The sequence below is a fragment of the Hymenobacter coalescens genome (assembly GCF_054783195.1).
The window spans coordinates 15,458-30,159 of record NZ_BAAGRA010000013.1; the positions used below are offsets into that span (position 1 = coordinate 15,458).

The window sequence follows — 14,702 nt, forward strand, 5'->3', positions numbered from 1 at the left end:
CTTCAGCGCCGCCAAGCGGTTCCGAAGCGGCTCTTGAGCCAACTCAGCGGCCGGGCGGCGTAGCCCGACGCGCGGAGCTTAGAGCTTAAACTGAGCGCACACCTTCACGCCGAAGTCGCGCGCGCCGGGCAGGTCGCGGTAAGTGAGGCGGTGCAGAAAATCGACCCGGATAAACTTGAAGATGTTTTCCACGCCATAGCCGACCTCTAAGTAGGGCGTACTCGGGTTCAGCGGCCGGAACGTGGGCAGCGGGGCGCCGCTGGCGTCGAACGCCGGGGTGGCTTCCTGGTTGGCCTTGCTCACGCCGCCGTACAGCACGTTGCCCGAGGCCAGCAGGCGCCAGTCGAGCTTCTTGAGCAGGGGCACCGAGTTGATGAACAGGCCTTCGAAGTAGTGCTCGGCGTGCAGCGAGGCGTACCGGTCGCTCACGAACTCGAAGTAGCGCATCAGGTTGTAGGCGCTGGTCGTGTAGATGGGCGACTCATTGCCCAGGTGCGACTTCAGCACCGGGTAGGGCACCGTGCTCGGGATGTAGCCCGCGTCGAGGATGTACTCCGTGCGGCCCAACTGCCCGAGCTGCACGCTCTGCTCCATCGAGAAGTTGAACTTCTGGTACTTGAAGTCGCTGCCCAGCACGTCGGGCAGGCCCAGGGTGTAGCGGAACGTAAACACGGGCCACTTCATCTGCCCGATGGCGTAGCGCCGGTTCTGGTTCTGAATCAGCACTTCGTCGGGGGCGTAGCGCGACTCCAGAATTACCTCCGAAAGGTTGAAGTTCGTGGCCGTGGGCGCGCCGGGCTGGTGGTCGGGGCTGGTGTAGTAGGCGAAGTTGTAGAGCGGATCGAAGCGCTGGTGGCGCAGCGTGAGCTTCTGGGTGAAGTTGTGGAACAGGTCCGACTGCGCCGTCATGCTGGTCAGGTCGCGCCACAGCGGCAGGCCCGGCTTGATGTTGCCGAAGCGCGCGGCCGCCTCAAACAGCGGGCTTTCCAGGGCCAGCTCGTTGTCGAGCAGGGCCACCAGGTCGATGTCGTGGCTGTACTTGGCGCTGAACACCGTCCAGTTCGCCCGGTTCAGGATGCGGTCTACCGACAGGCCATACTTGAATTCCCCGTCGCGGGTGCCGTAGGCCGTGTAAGCCTTCAGCAACCAGTTCGGGCTGAGCTCCGGCGTGCTGCGGAAGCCCACGCGCAGGCGGTTGCCCTCGATGTTGTTGTAGTTGTACGAGCTGAAAATCGGCCCGAGTTCAAAGCGCCCGCGCGGCCCCAGCTCCTCGTAGCCGTTCACCACCAGGTCGGCAATTTCCAGGAAGGTGCGCACCGAGGGCAGCTTGCCCACCGAGTCGAGCACGGTGAGCGTGCGCGCTTCCTGCGCCGTGAGCGTATCGGGGCGGTGCTGTTCCCAGAAGCCGGCGGGCGTTTTCAGCGCGTTCGGGTCGGCGGCGAAAGGCTGGTCGTAGAACGGCAACTCGTGCGGCTGCCCGGCCAGGAAATTGGAGTTGATGGTGGTGAAGCGCACCAGCAGGCCGGTCTGCTTTTTGGTCGGCTTCATGCCCACCACCACGCGGGTGCGCTGCGGCAGCCACGGCCCGGCCGACGAAGGCGCCAAATCCTGGTACACCCGAATCTGGTCGACGAAGTTGATGTTGGCCTTGGGGTCCACTTCCAGGTCCACCCGGCGCAGCGCGTACGAGTCGGTGGTAATCCAAATGCGGCCGGTGAAGGCTAGGTCCTGGGCGCGGCGCGGAAACACCTTCAGCTGGTAGCAGCGGCTGGAGCCGATCTGCACCGTGTCCTCCAGGTCGTAGTCGTAAGTGATGCGCCAGCCGTCGGCGATGGGCGAGATGAAGTCCTTGCCCATCACCACCTGCCAGTTCGGGTAGAAGTCGTAGTCCTGGAAGGAAGAGCCGAGCACCTGCGAGAGTAGCGTGCCGTCGCGCGGGGCCACGCCGTGCAGCTTGGAGTGCTTGATTTCCTCCCGCTCGCGGTTGGGCCGGTGCCGCACGAAGTAGCGCGACAGCACCTCCGAGGCAAATAGCGGCACGGTGGGCTTGCCCGCGGCGTTGCGCTCCATTTCGCCCACGCCGCCGGCCACGGCCGTCATGTCGCGGATGACCTTGCGCCGCGCCAGCCGGTCGGTAATGTCCGACAACGACACCTCGATGCGGTTGTAGCTGTCGAACTCAAAGGCGTCGAGCCGGCCCTTGTCGTTCTGCTTCTTGCGCTGCTGCACCTTGCGCAGAATGGCGTAGGCCGGGTTTTCGGTGGAGCGAATCACCACCTCGCCCAGCTGCTGCGCCGCCGAAGGCAGCAGGAAATTTACCGTTTGCAGGGGCTCGGTACGGCTCACGCGCCGGCTTTTGGGGCGGTAGCCCACGGCCGAGGCGGTCAGGGAATCCACCGGCTGATTCAGTTTCAGCTCGTAGCGGCCCTCTTCATCGGCGGTGGCGCCGAAGCTCGTGCCCTTCACATACACCGAGGCAAACGGCACCGGCTGCCCGGTGGCTACCTCCGTTATGCGGCCCGTAAATACTATTCGCTGGGCCACGGCCGGCGAAACGCCCACCACCAACAGCAACACTCCCAGCCACGCGCACGCGTACTTCATAACACACATCTGACGGTCGACTCTTTCCGGTACGACGCCGCTGACAAACAAATACTTTAGCGAGAAGTAGCTGCTGGCTCCGGGTTTGGAAGCAACAGCCTGATTACCACTCATAAATTCTCCGGGGTTATCGTCCAGCAGCACCGCCGCCGGGCTTTTCAGGGCTCTGGCGCCGGGGCTGCGTGTGCAAGAGACGGACACTGGCGGATTGGTTGCGTGGCCTTCGAGCCGGGCCTTGGCAGCGCTGCTATACTGGTCACGCCTTATGCCGCCAAAGCGCAAATCAATCCCCATTGCCGGGCTTAGCTTCTGGAGCCGCAAAGTACGGGACTAATGAGTTCGTAATGAAGCCTTATCCCAAAACAGGACAGCCAAACCATGCCTTTGGCACTTGTTGCAGCGCTACCGGCCTCCTTCGTATTGTCCTAAGCAGATCAGGCCCATTGCCTTGGTCCGGCAACCACCCGTACCAAAGCGTTGCGGATAGGGTAAAAACACAACGACCCGGCCGCCTGCTGGCAACCGGGTCGTTTTCGGTAGCGGGGACTGGACTCGAACCAGTGACCTTTGGGTTATGAGCCCAACGAGCTACCAACTGCTCCACCCCGCACTGTTTGGTAATGCAAAAGTAATAGGGTTTTTCGGATTTGCCGCGTCCGGGGTTATACATTTTCCCCTCAGCGCCTCTTCCATCTGATAGTCAGGCACAATATTTTTTCCAAGACACCTTAAACTGTCTGCACCGTATGTGTTTTTATCACCGTCGATGCTTCCTTATGCTTTCTTTTCTCTCCCGCTTCGCGTGCCTGCTGCTGACGGCCGGCCTGTTTACCGCCTGCAATACCAACCACGACACTGACCAGGTATCCACCGAGTCGCCCACCACGCGCCACAGCACCGCCGAGCGGCCGGATAGCAGCGGCTACTCCGTCGACAGCTCGACCACGGTAGAGCCGTAGCTACCGGGCTAGAACCGGCTGGTAATGCCGAAGTGAATCTTGGAGGCGCTGAACGAAAACGGCTGACTGTTGGCGCGGCCCACGGAGTACACGAACTGGAACAGTCCGGGCCCGGTGCGGAAGCTCAGCCCCGCGCCCAGGCCCGTAGGCAGGTCTTCGCCGGGGTTTCCGGGCAGATCCTGGCGCAGGTACGCCTGATCGGCAAAGAGAAACACGTAGGCCTCGGGGCCGGTAAATTGCCGCAGCTCTACGGTGGCCACCCCGTACTGGGCGGCGTAAAATTGCAGCTCGTTGAAGCCGCGCAGCGTGGAAAGCCCGCCGAGGCGAAACAGGTCGTTGAGAAACAGGCGGCGGTTGACCAGGGCCTCGCCGCGCACCCGGGTGAGCAGTACGCCTTGCTTGCCTACGCGGAAGTACTGCTCGGCCCGGGCGCTCAGGGTAAACTGCGTCGAGCGCAGCGGCAGGCGCTGGTAGAGCGTGTCGTTGAGGTCGGCGTTTTTGGTGATGATCTTGGTGCCCACGGCGCCCTGGGCCATCAGCAGCAGCCCGCGCCGCGGAAACAGTGGGTCGTCGAGGGAGGAGCGGGTCAGGTCGAGGCCGTAGGCGGTGTAGCGCGTGTCGATGTTGTCGGGCAGGCGGGTGAGCCGGGGCAGGTCGCGGCGGGCCAGCAGACGGGAGTTGCGCTGCTCCACAAACACGCTCACGCGGCCGGCGCTGGGGCTGACGTGGCTAAGCTGCAGGCGCGGCCGCAGCGTGAGAAAGGTGCTGTCTTGCTTGAACAGGTTGAACGTGGCTCCCACGTCGATGGGCGTACCGAAGAAGTTGGGGTGCTGATAGCCGGCATCCAGTACCTGCGAGGCCGCGTCCAGCTTGCGCCACTGCACGCCCAGCTGCTTGCCGCCCCCGCCGATGTTGCGCAGGTTCAGCGTCACGTCGCCGGTAATCTGCACGCGTTTCTGCCCGGCCGCGGGGTTAGCGTTGGGCAGCACGCCCACAATGGCGTCGAACTGGTTGGCGTTACGGTCGTCGAGCAGCAGGTAGAGGCGGGCCAGCCCGCGCGAGAAGCGCACCTCGGGGTCGGCGCGCAGCTGCACGTAGGGCAACTGGCGCAGCAGCCAGGCGGCTTCGTCCACGCGCTGCTGGCTGTAGGGTTGTCCGGGCTCGATCTGCAGGTACTTCATCAGGAAGCGCTTGCGCGTCTTGGTCTTGCCCAAGACCTGCAGCGAGTCGAATAGCACCACCGGACCGCGGTCGAGGGCGAGGCGGGCGCTGATGTCGGCGCCTTGCAGCTGCACCGAATCCAGGCGTACCTGCGCGAAGGGGTAGCCCTCGTTTTCCGCGTTTTCGAGCACGCGCTGCTGCAGGCGGCTCAGCTCGGCCGGTTGCAGGGGCTGACCGGCGTACAGCCGCTCCCGGAAGCCGGTGCGGCTGAGCACGTCTTCGCCCACGTTGCCGCGCTGCAGACGGGCCCAGCGAAACTGCTCGCCGACGTACAGGCGCACGGCCAGCGTGTCGCCGTGCCAGCGCATGTCGTCGGCCGAAGCCGTCAGGTAGGCATCGGCCTGCAGGGCCAGCAGCAGCTCGCGCACGTGACGCACGGCTTCCAGCGTGTCGTCGGCCGTGAGGCGCAGGCGGTAGCGGCGCAGCAGGCTCTGGTCAGCGGCTTCGGCCTCAAAGCGGATAAACCGGGGGCGCCCCGGCACGGCGCGGCGCAGGGTGTTCAGCGAGTCGGTACCGGCGCGGGCGCGCGGGGGCAGCGGCGGGGCCTGGGTACCGGGCAAGTTGGGCGTGGTGACGGGCGAAGTCGTTTGCGCGCGCACTGCCCCGGCCCCGCAAGTGGTTAGCCAGAATAGTACGACGAGAAAGCGCGGCACGCGGGTATACATTTGCAGGCTCCAACGCAGCGGCCGGGCTTTTCATTTCCTGCCGGCGCCGGGAAAGGGCGAAGTTGAGCGGAATTTACGGTTCTACGGCCCAGAAGTACGGCAGCGGCGCCCGGAGGCTGGCCGGCGTGGCGCCCCAGCGCCGCCCGGCCGGCCGGCGAAACTCCGCTGCCGTCGCCGCTGTTGCGTCCTTTCAGCCCTCTTTCCTACGCCCCGTGGCCGGACTCTACCTTCACATTCCCTTCTGCAAGCAGGCTTGCCATTACTGCGACTTCCACTTCAGCACCTCGCTGGGGCGCAAGCCGCAGGTGGTGCAGGCGCTGCTGCGGGAGCTGGAGCTGCGCCACGACTACCTCGGCGGGGCCGGCCTGAGCAGTATCTACTTCGGTGGGGGCACGCCTTCGCTGCTCACCGAGGCCGAGCTGCTGACCTTGTTCGAAGCCATTTACAAGTACTTCGACGTGGCGGCCGATGCGGAAATCACCCTGGAAGCCAACCCCGACGACCTCACGGCCCCCAAGCTGCGCGAGCTGGCCGCTTCGCCCGTCAACCGCTTGAGCATTGGCCTGCAGAGCTTCCACGAGCCCCACCTGCGCCTGATGAACCGCGCCCACTCCGCCGAGGAGTCGCGCCGCTCGGTGCGCCTGGCCCAGGACGCGGGTTTCGAGAACCTGAGCATCGACTTGATTTACGGCGTGCCGGCCGAGGGCGGCCACGGCATCTGGCAGCACGATTTGGAACAGGCCGTAGCCCTGCAAGTGCCCCACCTTTCCTGTTACGCCCTCACCGTGGAGCCGCAGACGGTGTTTGGCCGCCGGCTGCAGAAAGGCCTGTTCCGCCCTGCTCCCGACGAGTTCGTGGCCCAAGAGTTTGAGATGCTGCTGGCGGCCAGCCGCGCCGCCGGCTACGAGCAGTACGAAATCAGCAACTTCGCCCAGCCCGGCCGCTACTCCCGCCACAACAGCAGCTACTGGCAGGGTGTGCCCTACCTCGGCCTGGGCCCCAGCGCCCACTCCTTCGATGGCGGGAGCCGGCAATACACCGTGGCCAGCAACGCGCAGTACGTGCAGGCCCTGCTGGAGCGCGGCGAGGTGCCCGCCACCCGCGAGGCCCTCTCCCCCACCGACCGCGCCAACGAGTACCTGATGACCAGCCTGCGCACCTCCGCCGGCTGCAGCCTCCTCTACCTGCGTCAGCTCGGCGTGGACCTGGCCGCCGCGCACGCGCCCTACCTGCAGCAACTGCAGGACGACGGCTGGGCCGAGGTGACACCCGACCGCCTGCGCCTCACCGACCGCGGCAAGCTGCTGGCCGACCAGATTACGCTGGAGCTGTTTCTGGAGGCCCCGCAGTAGCGGCGGGCGCGGCAGGCGTGGTGGCGGCCGGGCAGCTATTTGCGACGCATCTGCGTAGCTTGCCCTATTACCCTTCCCCGCGTACCTTCCCCGCATGCAACGCCTGATTGATGCCGTCGAATACGGCGCCGACTTTTTCGTGGAAGAAGTCCACATCCGCGCCATCGTGTTCGACAACTCCGACGACGTGACCCTCTGGGCCACCACCGTCTTCGATGGCCAGCTTTACTTCTTTCACCTCGGCCTGCCCTTTGCCCACCTCGATGTGCTGCTGCGCCAAGCCGGGCCCCGCGCCGGCGTGCTGCAGGAGGAAGTGGCCGATGCCCTGGCCAGCGACGCCCGCCCCTGCCTGCTGGAGTACGCCACCGAGCAACGGGAGCCCGTGGTGCTGCCCGGCATTGCCCTGAAGCTTTCCTTCACCTACCCCGCCGACGAGGACGAGTTTCTCGACGAGGACGACGAGGACGCCAGCGAGGAGCGCGCCGCCGCCGACAACGTGTTTTACCTCGAAGGCATTTTCCGCCGCCTCGATGCCTGACGCCCCGCACCACGCTCCGGTCTTCTACCTGATTTCCGGCCTGGGCGCCGACGAGCGGGTATTTCAGCGGCTCATCCCCTTGCTGCACGGCACGGTGCACTACCTGCCCTGGCTGGCGCCCAATGACCCCGACGAGCCCCTGCCCGCCTACGCGGCCCGCATGGCCGAGACTATCCCCGTGGATCAGCGCTGCTGGCTGGTAGGGGTATCGTTTGGCGGCACGGTGGCCCTGGAAATGGCGCGCCTGCGCCCTTTAGCGCTGGTGGCGCTGGTGTCCAGCATTCCGGGAGCCGACCAGCTGCCGCCCCTGCTGAAGCTCATCCGGGCTACCGGCGTGCAACATTGGGTGCCGCCCCAGCTACTGGGGCTGATGCCACGCGTGGGCCAGTGGTATTTCGGGGTGGGGGGCGGCGCCGAGTACGAACTGTTTCGCCAAATTCTGCGCGACCAGGAGCCACGCTACACCCGCTGGGCCATTCGTAGCTTGTTCCGTTGGGACAGCCGCGACATCGGCCCTGCGGTGCAGATCCGCGGAACCCACGACCGGGTATTTCCGCCCGGTCCGGCCAAGGTGGAATACCTCGTGCAGGGCGGCACCCACTTCATGGTGTACAGCCGCGCCGACGAAATTGCCCGCATCCTGAATAGATTGGCGGCCGAGTTTACGGCCGAGCCGCCGGTTGTCTAGCGGTGGAATAATGAGGTGGTGAAGGGGTAAGTTTTGCGTCCTGTAGCTAGAATGCGCAAACGGCCTCCCAAACATCAGCTCCCCCCTTTCACCGCCTTCCCAATTCACCCTATGTTCTCGCTTCAGCACCACGGCCGCTCTTTCAGCTTCGATCCGGCTGCCCCGCTCGATATTGCGCTGCCGCTGGCTCCCGGTCCCGACCAGGTAAACTGCTTCTGGGCCGAGCCGGTGGAGATAGAGGTTATCCGCGTGGGGGAGTTCGTCGGCTCGGTGGCCGAGGGCGGCAGCACCAACTACAAGCGCGTGCACCTGACGCCCCACGGCAACGGCACCCACACCGAGTGCTACGGCCACATCAGCCCCGACCCGGCCGCCACCCTGCCCCGCTGCCTGGAGCGGTTCCTGTTCGTGGCTTGGCTGATTTCCGTGGCGCCGCGCCGGCGCCTCGACGGCGACCTGGTGGTGGAGTTGGCCGACGCGCTGCCCGTGCTGGCGGGCGCACCCGTGCCCCCCGAGGCAATCATTCTGCGCACGCTGCCCAACGAGGACGCCAAGCGCCGGCGCCACTATTCCGGCCAGAACCCGCCTTACTTGAGCGCCGAGTTGGTGCAGCACCTGGTGGAGCAGGGCATCGAGCACCTGCTGCTCGATCTGCCCAGCGTCGACCGGGAGCTGGACAACGGTGTGCTGGCGGCCCACCACGCCTTCTGGCAGTACCCCGACCGCATCCGCCGGGGCGCGACCATCACCGAGCTCATCTTCGTGCCCGACACCGTGCCCGACGGCCTGTACCTGCTCAACCTGCAGGTGACCATGCTGGAGCTGGATGCCAGCCCCAGCCGCCCGGTGCTTTATGCCCTCAGCGAGACCACCGACGGCTGGGCCGGGCACTAGGCCGGCCCCGATGCTGGTGAAGAACGAGTTTTACATGCCGCCTGGTGTACGGGCTGGGCCCGGCTAACGTCACCAGCTTACCAAGAAGCATTTTCTCCCAGGAGTGGCAGGAGCAGGCTCTTCCACGAGCTGAACGCGCACCCGCACGGCCCCGGTCGGCTTGAGCCGGCGGGCCAGCCCGGTAATGAGCCCGTACTCGTAATCGGCTGGTGCGGGGGTGATGCACTCTACGCGCAGCGCGCGAGGGCCAATGGTTTCACAGCGGTACGAGCCGATGTCGTCTCCCTGAATATTGGCGCGCAAGGAGGTATTGAGCGAGGCCAAGGCCTGCTCCAGCGTAATCAGCCCCTCGGGCCACACGCTGTGCTCCACCACCTGCAGGCCTGCGGCGTACAGCGTAGGCCGGCCGTAGTGCGCTTCTATATCGGCCAGCACCTGCAGCCACTTGGCCACCGGGTACCACTCGCCCGGCTGCGGCGCGGCGGGCAGCCCATGCCGAACCAGCAGTTCACCCGCTTGCTGCGGCAGGCGCAGCGTAGCGGCCACCACGCGCAGCGTTTCACCGTTGACTAAGCCCGCCGGGGCTTCGGAGCCCGAGGCGGTACGGGTGGTGGGCAGGGACATAAGGCGACAGGCTGGTGTACTGACGGATACGGCCCAATCCAGCAGACGTGGGCAACCCAATAACGGAATAAAGTCACGCCCAATCCCGGCGCAGCCAAGCCTTAGTACACCCAACGCGAAAAAGCCCGCCGATTAGGCGGGCTTTTCAATGCTTGGGAGCCGGCTTACTTAAGCAGCAGCTTCTTCCGAAGCAGCAGCCGGCACTACCGTCACGAACGAACGGTCTTTGCGGCCTTTGCGGAACTGCACCGTGCCGTCAACCAGCGCGAACAGGGTGTGGTCTTTGCCGATACCCACGTTCTGACCGGGGTGGTGCTTGGTGCCGCGCTGACGCACGATTACGTTGCCAGCAATGGCCAGCTGACCACCGTAAAGTTTCACGCCGAGACGCTTAGCATGCGATTCGCGGCCGTTGTTGGAGCTACCTACGCCTTTCTTGTGTGCCATGGTATTTGGAGGAGTTGCCGGTTGATAGTTGTCTGTTGTCAGCTTGTTTTACCAGCGCCTTGCGGCCCCGACAACTGACAACCCAGGACGGACAACTAATTAGCCGATGCTGTTGATCATTACTTTGGTGTAGTCCTGACGATGCGTGTTGAGCTTCTTGTAGCCCTTACGACGCTTCTTTTTGAAGACAATCACCTTGTCGCCACGCACGTGACCCAGGATGGTGCCTTTCACTTTGATGTCGGACAGGAACGGAGCGCCCACGCTCAGGGTGCCGTTGTTGTCGGTCAAGAGTACATTGCCCAACTCAACCTCGTCGCCGACGTTGCCGGCCAGTTTGTGGGCGTACACAAATTTATTGGCTTCGACTTTCGTCTGCTTGCCGGCTATGTCTACGATTGCGTACATCAGTTCTCCGCAGGTTTTCTGAAAATGGAAGGCAAAAGTACGATGTTGTTTTGACATGCGCAAGCCTAACGCATTAAACCTCATACACTCGCCCTGTTTTACCTTACCTCAGCCTTTAGGCAGGAACCCGCAACGCTGGCACGCGCATAGCATTTTTGTGGACAACTTGAATTGTTAACAGAGCAAATGTGGAAAACTTTCTTCAAACACTAGATTTTATTCAGAATACTTAGCTTTTACCAAGAAATAAACGCGCACTTGGCGTCTCGTCGCTTAGCAAAAAATTAACAGACAAAAAAGCCCGCTTCACCCTCGCCGGTCGGGCGGGTGGGCTTATCTTTGGTCTCCTGGCCCGCCTAACAGGCGCTGGCCTTGGCCGCTGAGGCGCGCCAAACAAATCAAGCCGGCCGTGGTTGGACTCCCCAGCCAAGCAGCAAGCCGGCCTGCTTTTTTCCGACCGTATTCATTCCAGTCGCTCAGCTTATGGAACCGTTACTCGTTGAAAACCCCAACCGCTTCGTCCTCTTCCCGATCCAGAACGACGACGTGTGGCAGATGTACAAGAAAGCCGAGGCGTCCTTCTGGACGGCCGAGGAAATTGACCTGTCGCAGGACCAGAAGGACTGGGAAGGCCTGAACGACGGCGAGCGGCATTTCATTTCGCACGTGTTGGCCTTCTTCGCCGCCTCCGACGGCATCGTGAACGAGAACCTGGCCGTCAACTTCATGCAGGAGGTGCAGATGCCCGAGGCGCGCTGCTTCTACGGCTTCCAGGTGATGATGGAAAACATCCACTCGGAGACGTATTCGCTGCTGATCGACACCTACATCAAGGACCCCAAGCAGAAGGATTACCTCTTCAACGCGCTGGAAACCGTGCCGGCCGTAGCCAAGAAGGGCGAGTGGGCCATCAAGTGGATCAACTCCGAGAACTTCACCGAGCGGCTGATTGCCTTCGCCGCCGTGGAGGGCATCTTTTTTTCCGGCTCGTTCTGCTCCATTTTCTGGCTCAAGAAGCGCGGCCTGATGCCGGGCCTGACCTTCTCCAACGAGCTGATCAGCCGCGACGAAGGCCTGCACTGCGACTTCGCCTGCCTGCTCTACGAGCGGTACCTGCAGCACAAGCTGCCCCAGGAGCGCGTGCACGAAATCATCCGCGACGCGGTGCGCATCGAGCAGGAGTTCGTGACCGACGCCCTGCCCGTCAACCTGATCGGGATGAACGCGCAGGCCATGTCGCAGTACATCGAGTTCGTGGCCGACCGCCTGCTCGTGTCGCTGGGCTACCAGAAAATCTACAACGCTTCCAACCCCTTCGATTTCATGGAAATGATTTCGCTGCAGGGCAAAACCAACTTCTTCGAGAAGCGCGTGGCCGAGTACCAGAAGGCCGGCGTGATGAGCGACCGGGACCAGAACGTCTTCTCGCTCGACGAAGACTTCTAAGCCGGTTTCGTTTCCCGGAATGCCAAGCCCGCGGCCGACAGGTCGCGGGCTTTTTGGTGGCCGGGCGTGAGCAAAGCCCTCCACGACCTGCCCACGCCCGGCCACCAACCAGCTTAGCAAAACCACCCGAAATCAACAACCCGATTTTGGCCCGCCGACGCGCTCAAACCCGGCTGTGGAAAACTCCGAAAAATCGGCCCGCGCGGTGGCTGCAGCGCATTGTGGAAAACTTTCCGCGCGCGGATTGATTCACACGGTCGCAGCGGCCGAGTATATTCCGGACATCATCGGCGCGGGCCTGGCGAGAAACGGAGCAGCTTGGGCTGCTGCCGGTCTGCCGAGCCCGCGTCGCCGCAACCTCCTCACACTCCACAACTTCTCACCAACCCACTGCACTGCCTATGTTGGTAATTAAACGCGACGGCCGGCGCGAGTCCGTCAAGTTCGACAAAGTCACGGCCCGCATCGAGAAGCTTTGCTACGGGCTGAACATGCTCTTCGTCTCCCCCATCGAGGTGGCCAAGAAGGTCATCGACGGGATTTACGACGGCGTGACGACCGTGGAACTCGACAACCTGGCGGCCGAAACCGCCGCTTCGCTCACCACCAAGCACCCGGATTACGCGATTCTCGCGGCCCGCATCGCGGTGAGCAACCTGCACAAGGTGACCTCGAAGTCCTTCTCCTCCACGATGAAGCGGCTCTACACCTACGAGGACCCGAAGACCGGCGAAAACGCCTCGCTGGTGGCCCGCGACGTGTGGGAAGTGGTGCACAAGCACGCCGCCCAGCTCGACTCGGCCATCATCTACGACCGGGACTACAACTACGACTACTTCGGCTTCAAGACGCTGGAGCGCTCCTACCTGCTGCGCCTCGACGGCAAGGTGGTGGAACGCCCCCAGCACATGCTGATGCGCGTGGCGGTGGGCATTCACAAGGACGACATCGAGCAGGCCATCGAGACCTACAACCTGATGTCGGAGCGGTGGTTTACCCACGCTACGCCTACCCTCTTCAACGCCGGCACGCCCAAGCCGCAGCTGAGCTCCTGCTTCCTGCTCACGATGAAGGACGACAGCATCGAGGGCATCTACGACACGCTGAAGAACTGCGCGCTGATCTCGCAGTCGGCCGGCGGCATCGGGCTGGCCGTGCACAACGTGCGCGCCACCGGTAGCTACATCAAGGGCACAAACGGCACCTCCAACGGGCTGGTGCCCATGCTGAAGGTGTTCAACGACACGGCCCGCTACGTGGACCAGGGCGGCGGCAAGCGCAAGGGCGCCTTCGCCATCTACATCGAGCCCTGGCACGCCGACATCTTCGACTTCCTGGACCTGAAGAAAAACCACGGCAAGGAGGAAAACCGCGCCCGCGACCTGTTCTACGCCCTCTGGATCAACGACCTGTTCATGAAGCGGGTGGAGGGCAACGGCGAGTGGACGCTGATGTGCCCCCACGAGTGCCCGGGCCTCGATACGAGCTGGGGCGAGGACTTCGAGCGCCTGTACCAGAAGTACGAGCGCGAAGGCCGCGGCCGCAAGACCATCAAGGCGCAGGACCTCTGGTTTGCCATCCTGGAAAGCCAGACCGAGACGGGCACGCCCTACATGCTGTTTAAGGACGCGGCCAACCGCAAATCCAACCAGCAGAACCTGGGCACCATCAAGTCCTCGAACCTGTGCACCGAGATTATGGAGTACACGGATGCCGACGAAATTGCCGTCTGCAACCTGGCTTCGCTCGCGCTGCCGCGCTACGTATCGGAGAAGGACGGCAAGCCCTTCTTCGACCACCAGCGCCTGTTCGAGGTGACCTACCACGCCACCAAGAACCTGAACAAGGTTATCGACATCAACTACTACCCCGTGCCCGAGGCGGAGCGCTCCAACAAGCGCCACCGCCCCATCGGCCTGGGCGTGCAGGGCTTAGCCGATACCTTCATTGCCCTGCGCATGCCCTTCGAGAGCGACGAAGCCAAGGGCCTGAACAAGGACATCTTCGAGACCATCTACTTCGCGGCCGTGACGGCCTCCAAGGACCTGGCCAAGCGCGACGGGCACTACGAGACCTTCCCCGGCTCGCCCATCAGCAAGGGCCAGTTCCAGTTCGACATGTGGGGCGTGACGCCCGAGTCGGGCCGCTGGGACTGGGACGCGCTGCGGGCCGAGGTGATGGAGCACGGCGTGCGCAACTCGCTGCTGGTGGCGCCCATGCCCACCGCCTCGACGGCGCAGATCCTGGGCAACAACGAGTCGTTTGAGCCCTACACCTCTAACATCTACGTGCGCCGCGTGCTCAGCGGGGAGTTTATGGTGGTGAACAAGCACCTGCTCAAGGACCTGGTGAAGCTGGGCCTCTGGAACGAGCAGATGAAGCAGGACATCATCGCCGCCAACGGCTCGGTGCAGGACATTCCCAGCATCCCGCAGTCCATCAAGGACCTCTACAAGACGGTCTGGGAAATCTCGCAGCGCACCATCATCGACATGGCCGCCGACCGCGGGGCCTACATCTGCCAGAGCCAGAGCCTGAACCTGCACGTGCAGAACCCCAACTTCGGCAAGCTCACCAGCATGCACTTCCACTCGTGGAAGCGCGGCCTGAAGACCGGCATGTACTACCTGCGCACCAAAGCCGCCGCCGACGCCATCAAGTTCACCGTGCAGAAGCAAGCCGCCGAAACGCTGGAACCGGTGTACGACCAAGCCGCCGCTATGGCCTGCTCCCTGGATAACCCGGACGCCTGCGAAGCTTGCAGCGCGTAATAATGAATTGTTTTGTTAAATTGGCATTGCTACAACCTCATAGCTATCTGTATCTTGGGGCATGACATGTACGCGGTGTGGCAGT

Annotated in this window: 13 protein-coding genes and 1 tRNA gene; 8 read left to right on the top strand and 6 right to left on the bottom strand. The window is 63.4% G+C overall.

The genetic code is table 11. The features are described 5' to 3' along the window. Positions 1-78 precede the first annotated feature (78 nt). Positions 79-2,604 carry a DUF5686 and carboxypeptidase-like regulatory domain-containing protein gene (locus tag ACYVKQ_RS09095; protein WP_460577844.1) on the bottom strand — a complete coding sequence of 842 codons (2,526 nt, stop codon included), beginning with the start codon at positions 2,602-2,604 and terminating at the stop codon, positions 79-81. A 537-nt stretch (positions 2,605-3,141) separates the two neighbouring features. Next, a tRNA-Met gene (locus tag ACYVKQ_RS09100) sits at positions 3,142-3,214 on the bottom strand. 166 nt (positions 3,215-3,380) lie between these two features. Here ACYVKQ_RS09100 and ACYVKQ_RS09105 point away from each other — a divergent pair. Then, positions 3,381-3,563: a hypothetical protein gene (locus ACYVKQ_RS09105; protein ID WP_460577845.1), complete on the top strand. Its 183-nt coding sequence runs from the start codon at positions 3,381-3,383 to the stop codon at positions 3,561-3,563. Between the two features lie 8 nt (positions 3,564-3,571). On the opposite strand, the gene ACYVKQ_RS09110 is transcribed toward ACYVKQ_RS09105, so the two are convergent. Further along, positions 3,572-5,437 carry a BamA/TamA family outer membrane protein gene (locus ACYVKQ_RS09110; protein ID WP_460577846.1) on the bottom strand — a complete coding sequence of 622 codons (1,866 nt, stop codon included), beginning with the start codon at positions 5,435-5,437 and terminating at the stop codon, positions 3,572-3,574. A gap of 224 nt (positions 5,438-5,661) precedes the next feature. On the opposite strand from ACYVKQ_RS09110, the gene hemW reads away from it, so the two are divergent. The 4 genes from hemW to ACYVKQ_RS09130 all read left to right on the top strand — a co-directional run bounded on the left by hemW (position 5,662) and on the right by ACYVKQ_RS09130 (position 8,921). Next, positions 5,662-6,801 (top strand): coproporphyrinogen-III oxidase family protein, encoded by a 1,140-nt coding sequence (gene hemW / locus ACYVKQ_RS09115; protein ID WP_460577847.1) that lies wholly within the window; start codon positions 5,662-5,664, stop codon positions 6,799-6,801. 94 nt (positions 6,802-6,895) lie between these two features. Beyond that, positions 6,896-7,339 carry a hypothetical protein gene (locus ACYVKQ_RS09120; RefSeq protein ID WP_460577848.1) on the top strand — a complete coding sequence of 148 codons (444 nt, stop codon included), beginning with the start codon at positions 6,896-6,898 and terminating at the stop codon, positions 7,337-7,339. After that, the gene (locus ACYVKQ_RS09125; RefSeq protein ID WP_460577849.1) at positions 7,332-8,027 is read left to right on the top strand and encodes an alpha/beta fold hydrolase; all 696 of its coding nucleotides are present in this window, start codon (positions 7,332-7,334) and stop codon (positions 8,025-8,027) included. Before ACYVKQ_RS09120 ends, ACYVKQ_RS09125 begins: the two co-directional genes overlap by 8 nt. 111 nt (positions 8,028-8,138) lie before the next feature. Continuing rightward, on the top strand, positions 8,139-8,921 hold the full coding sequence (locus tag ACYVKQ_RS09130; RefSeq protein WP_460577850.1) for a cyclase family protein: 783 nt from the start codon (positions 8,139-8,141) through the stop codon (positions 8,919-8,921). 69 nt (positions 8,922-8,990) lie between these two features. Here ACYVKQ_RS09130 and ACYVKQ_RS09135 read toward each other — a convergent pair whose 3' ends face one another. From ACYVKQ_RS09135 to rplU, 3 genes are all read right to left on the bottom strand, one after another. Continuing rightward, positions 8,991-9,545, bottom strand: a complete 555-nt coding sequence (locus ACYVKQ_RS09135) for a hypothetical protein (RefSeq protein ID WP_460577851.1) — start codon at positions 9,543-9,545, stop codon at positions 8,991-8,993. A gap of 168 nt (positions 9,546-9,713) precedes the next feature. Further along, a complete protein-coding gene (rpmA, locus tag ACYVKQ_RS09140) occupies positions 9,714-9,992 on the bottom strand; it encodes a 50S ribosomal protein L27 (protein ID WP_460577852.1) in 279 nt (92 codons plus the stop codon). A gap of 99 nt (positions 9,993-10,091) precedes the next feature. Then, on the bottom strand, positions 10,092-10,400 hold the full coding sequence (gene rplU / locus ACYVKQ_RS09145; RefSeq protein ID WP_111480453.1) for a 50S ribosomal protein L21: 309 nt from the start codon (positions 10,398-10,400) through the stop codon (positions 10,092-10,094). Positions 10,401-10,883: 483 nt separating this feature from the next. Here rplU and ACYVKQ_RS09150 point away from each other — a divergent pair, with 483 nt between their 5' ends. The 3 genes from ACYVKQ_RS09150 (at position 10,884) to ACYVKQ_RS09160 (ending at position 14,617) form a co-directional block, all read left to right on the top strand. After that, positions 10,884-11,846: a ribonucleoside-diphosphate reductase small subunit gene (locus ACYVKQ_RS09150; protein ID WP_460577853.1), complete on the top strand. Its 963-nt coding sequence runs from the start codon at positions 10,884-10,886 to the stop codon at positions 11,844-11,846. A 175-nt stretch (positions 11,847-12,021) separates the two neighbouring features. Next, positions 12,022-12,261 (top strand): hypothetical protein, encoded by a 240-nt coding sequence (locus tag ACYVKQ_RS09155; RefSeq protein ID WP_460577854.1) that lies wholly within the window; start codon positions 12,022-12,024, stop codon positions 12,259-12,261. Beyond that, positions 12,248-14,617 (top strand): ribonucleoside-diphosphate reductase large subunit, encoded by a 2,370-nt coding sequence (locus ACYVKQ_RS09160; protein WP_460577855.1) that lies wholly within the window; start codon positions 12,248-12,250, stop codon positions 14,615-14,617. Before ACYVKQ_RS09155 ends, ACYVKQ_RS09160 begins: the two co-directional genes overlap by 14 nt. Positions 14,618-14,702 lie beyond the last annotated feature (85 nt).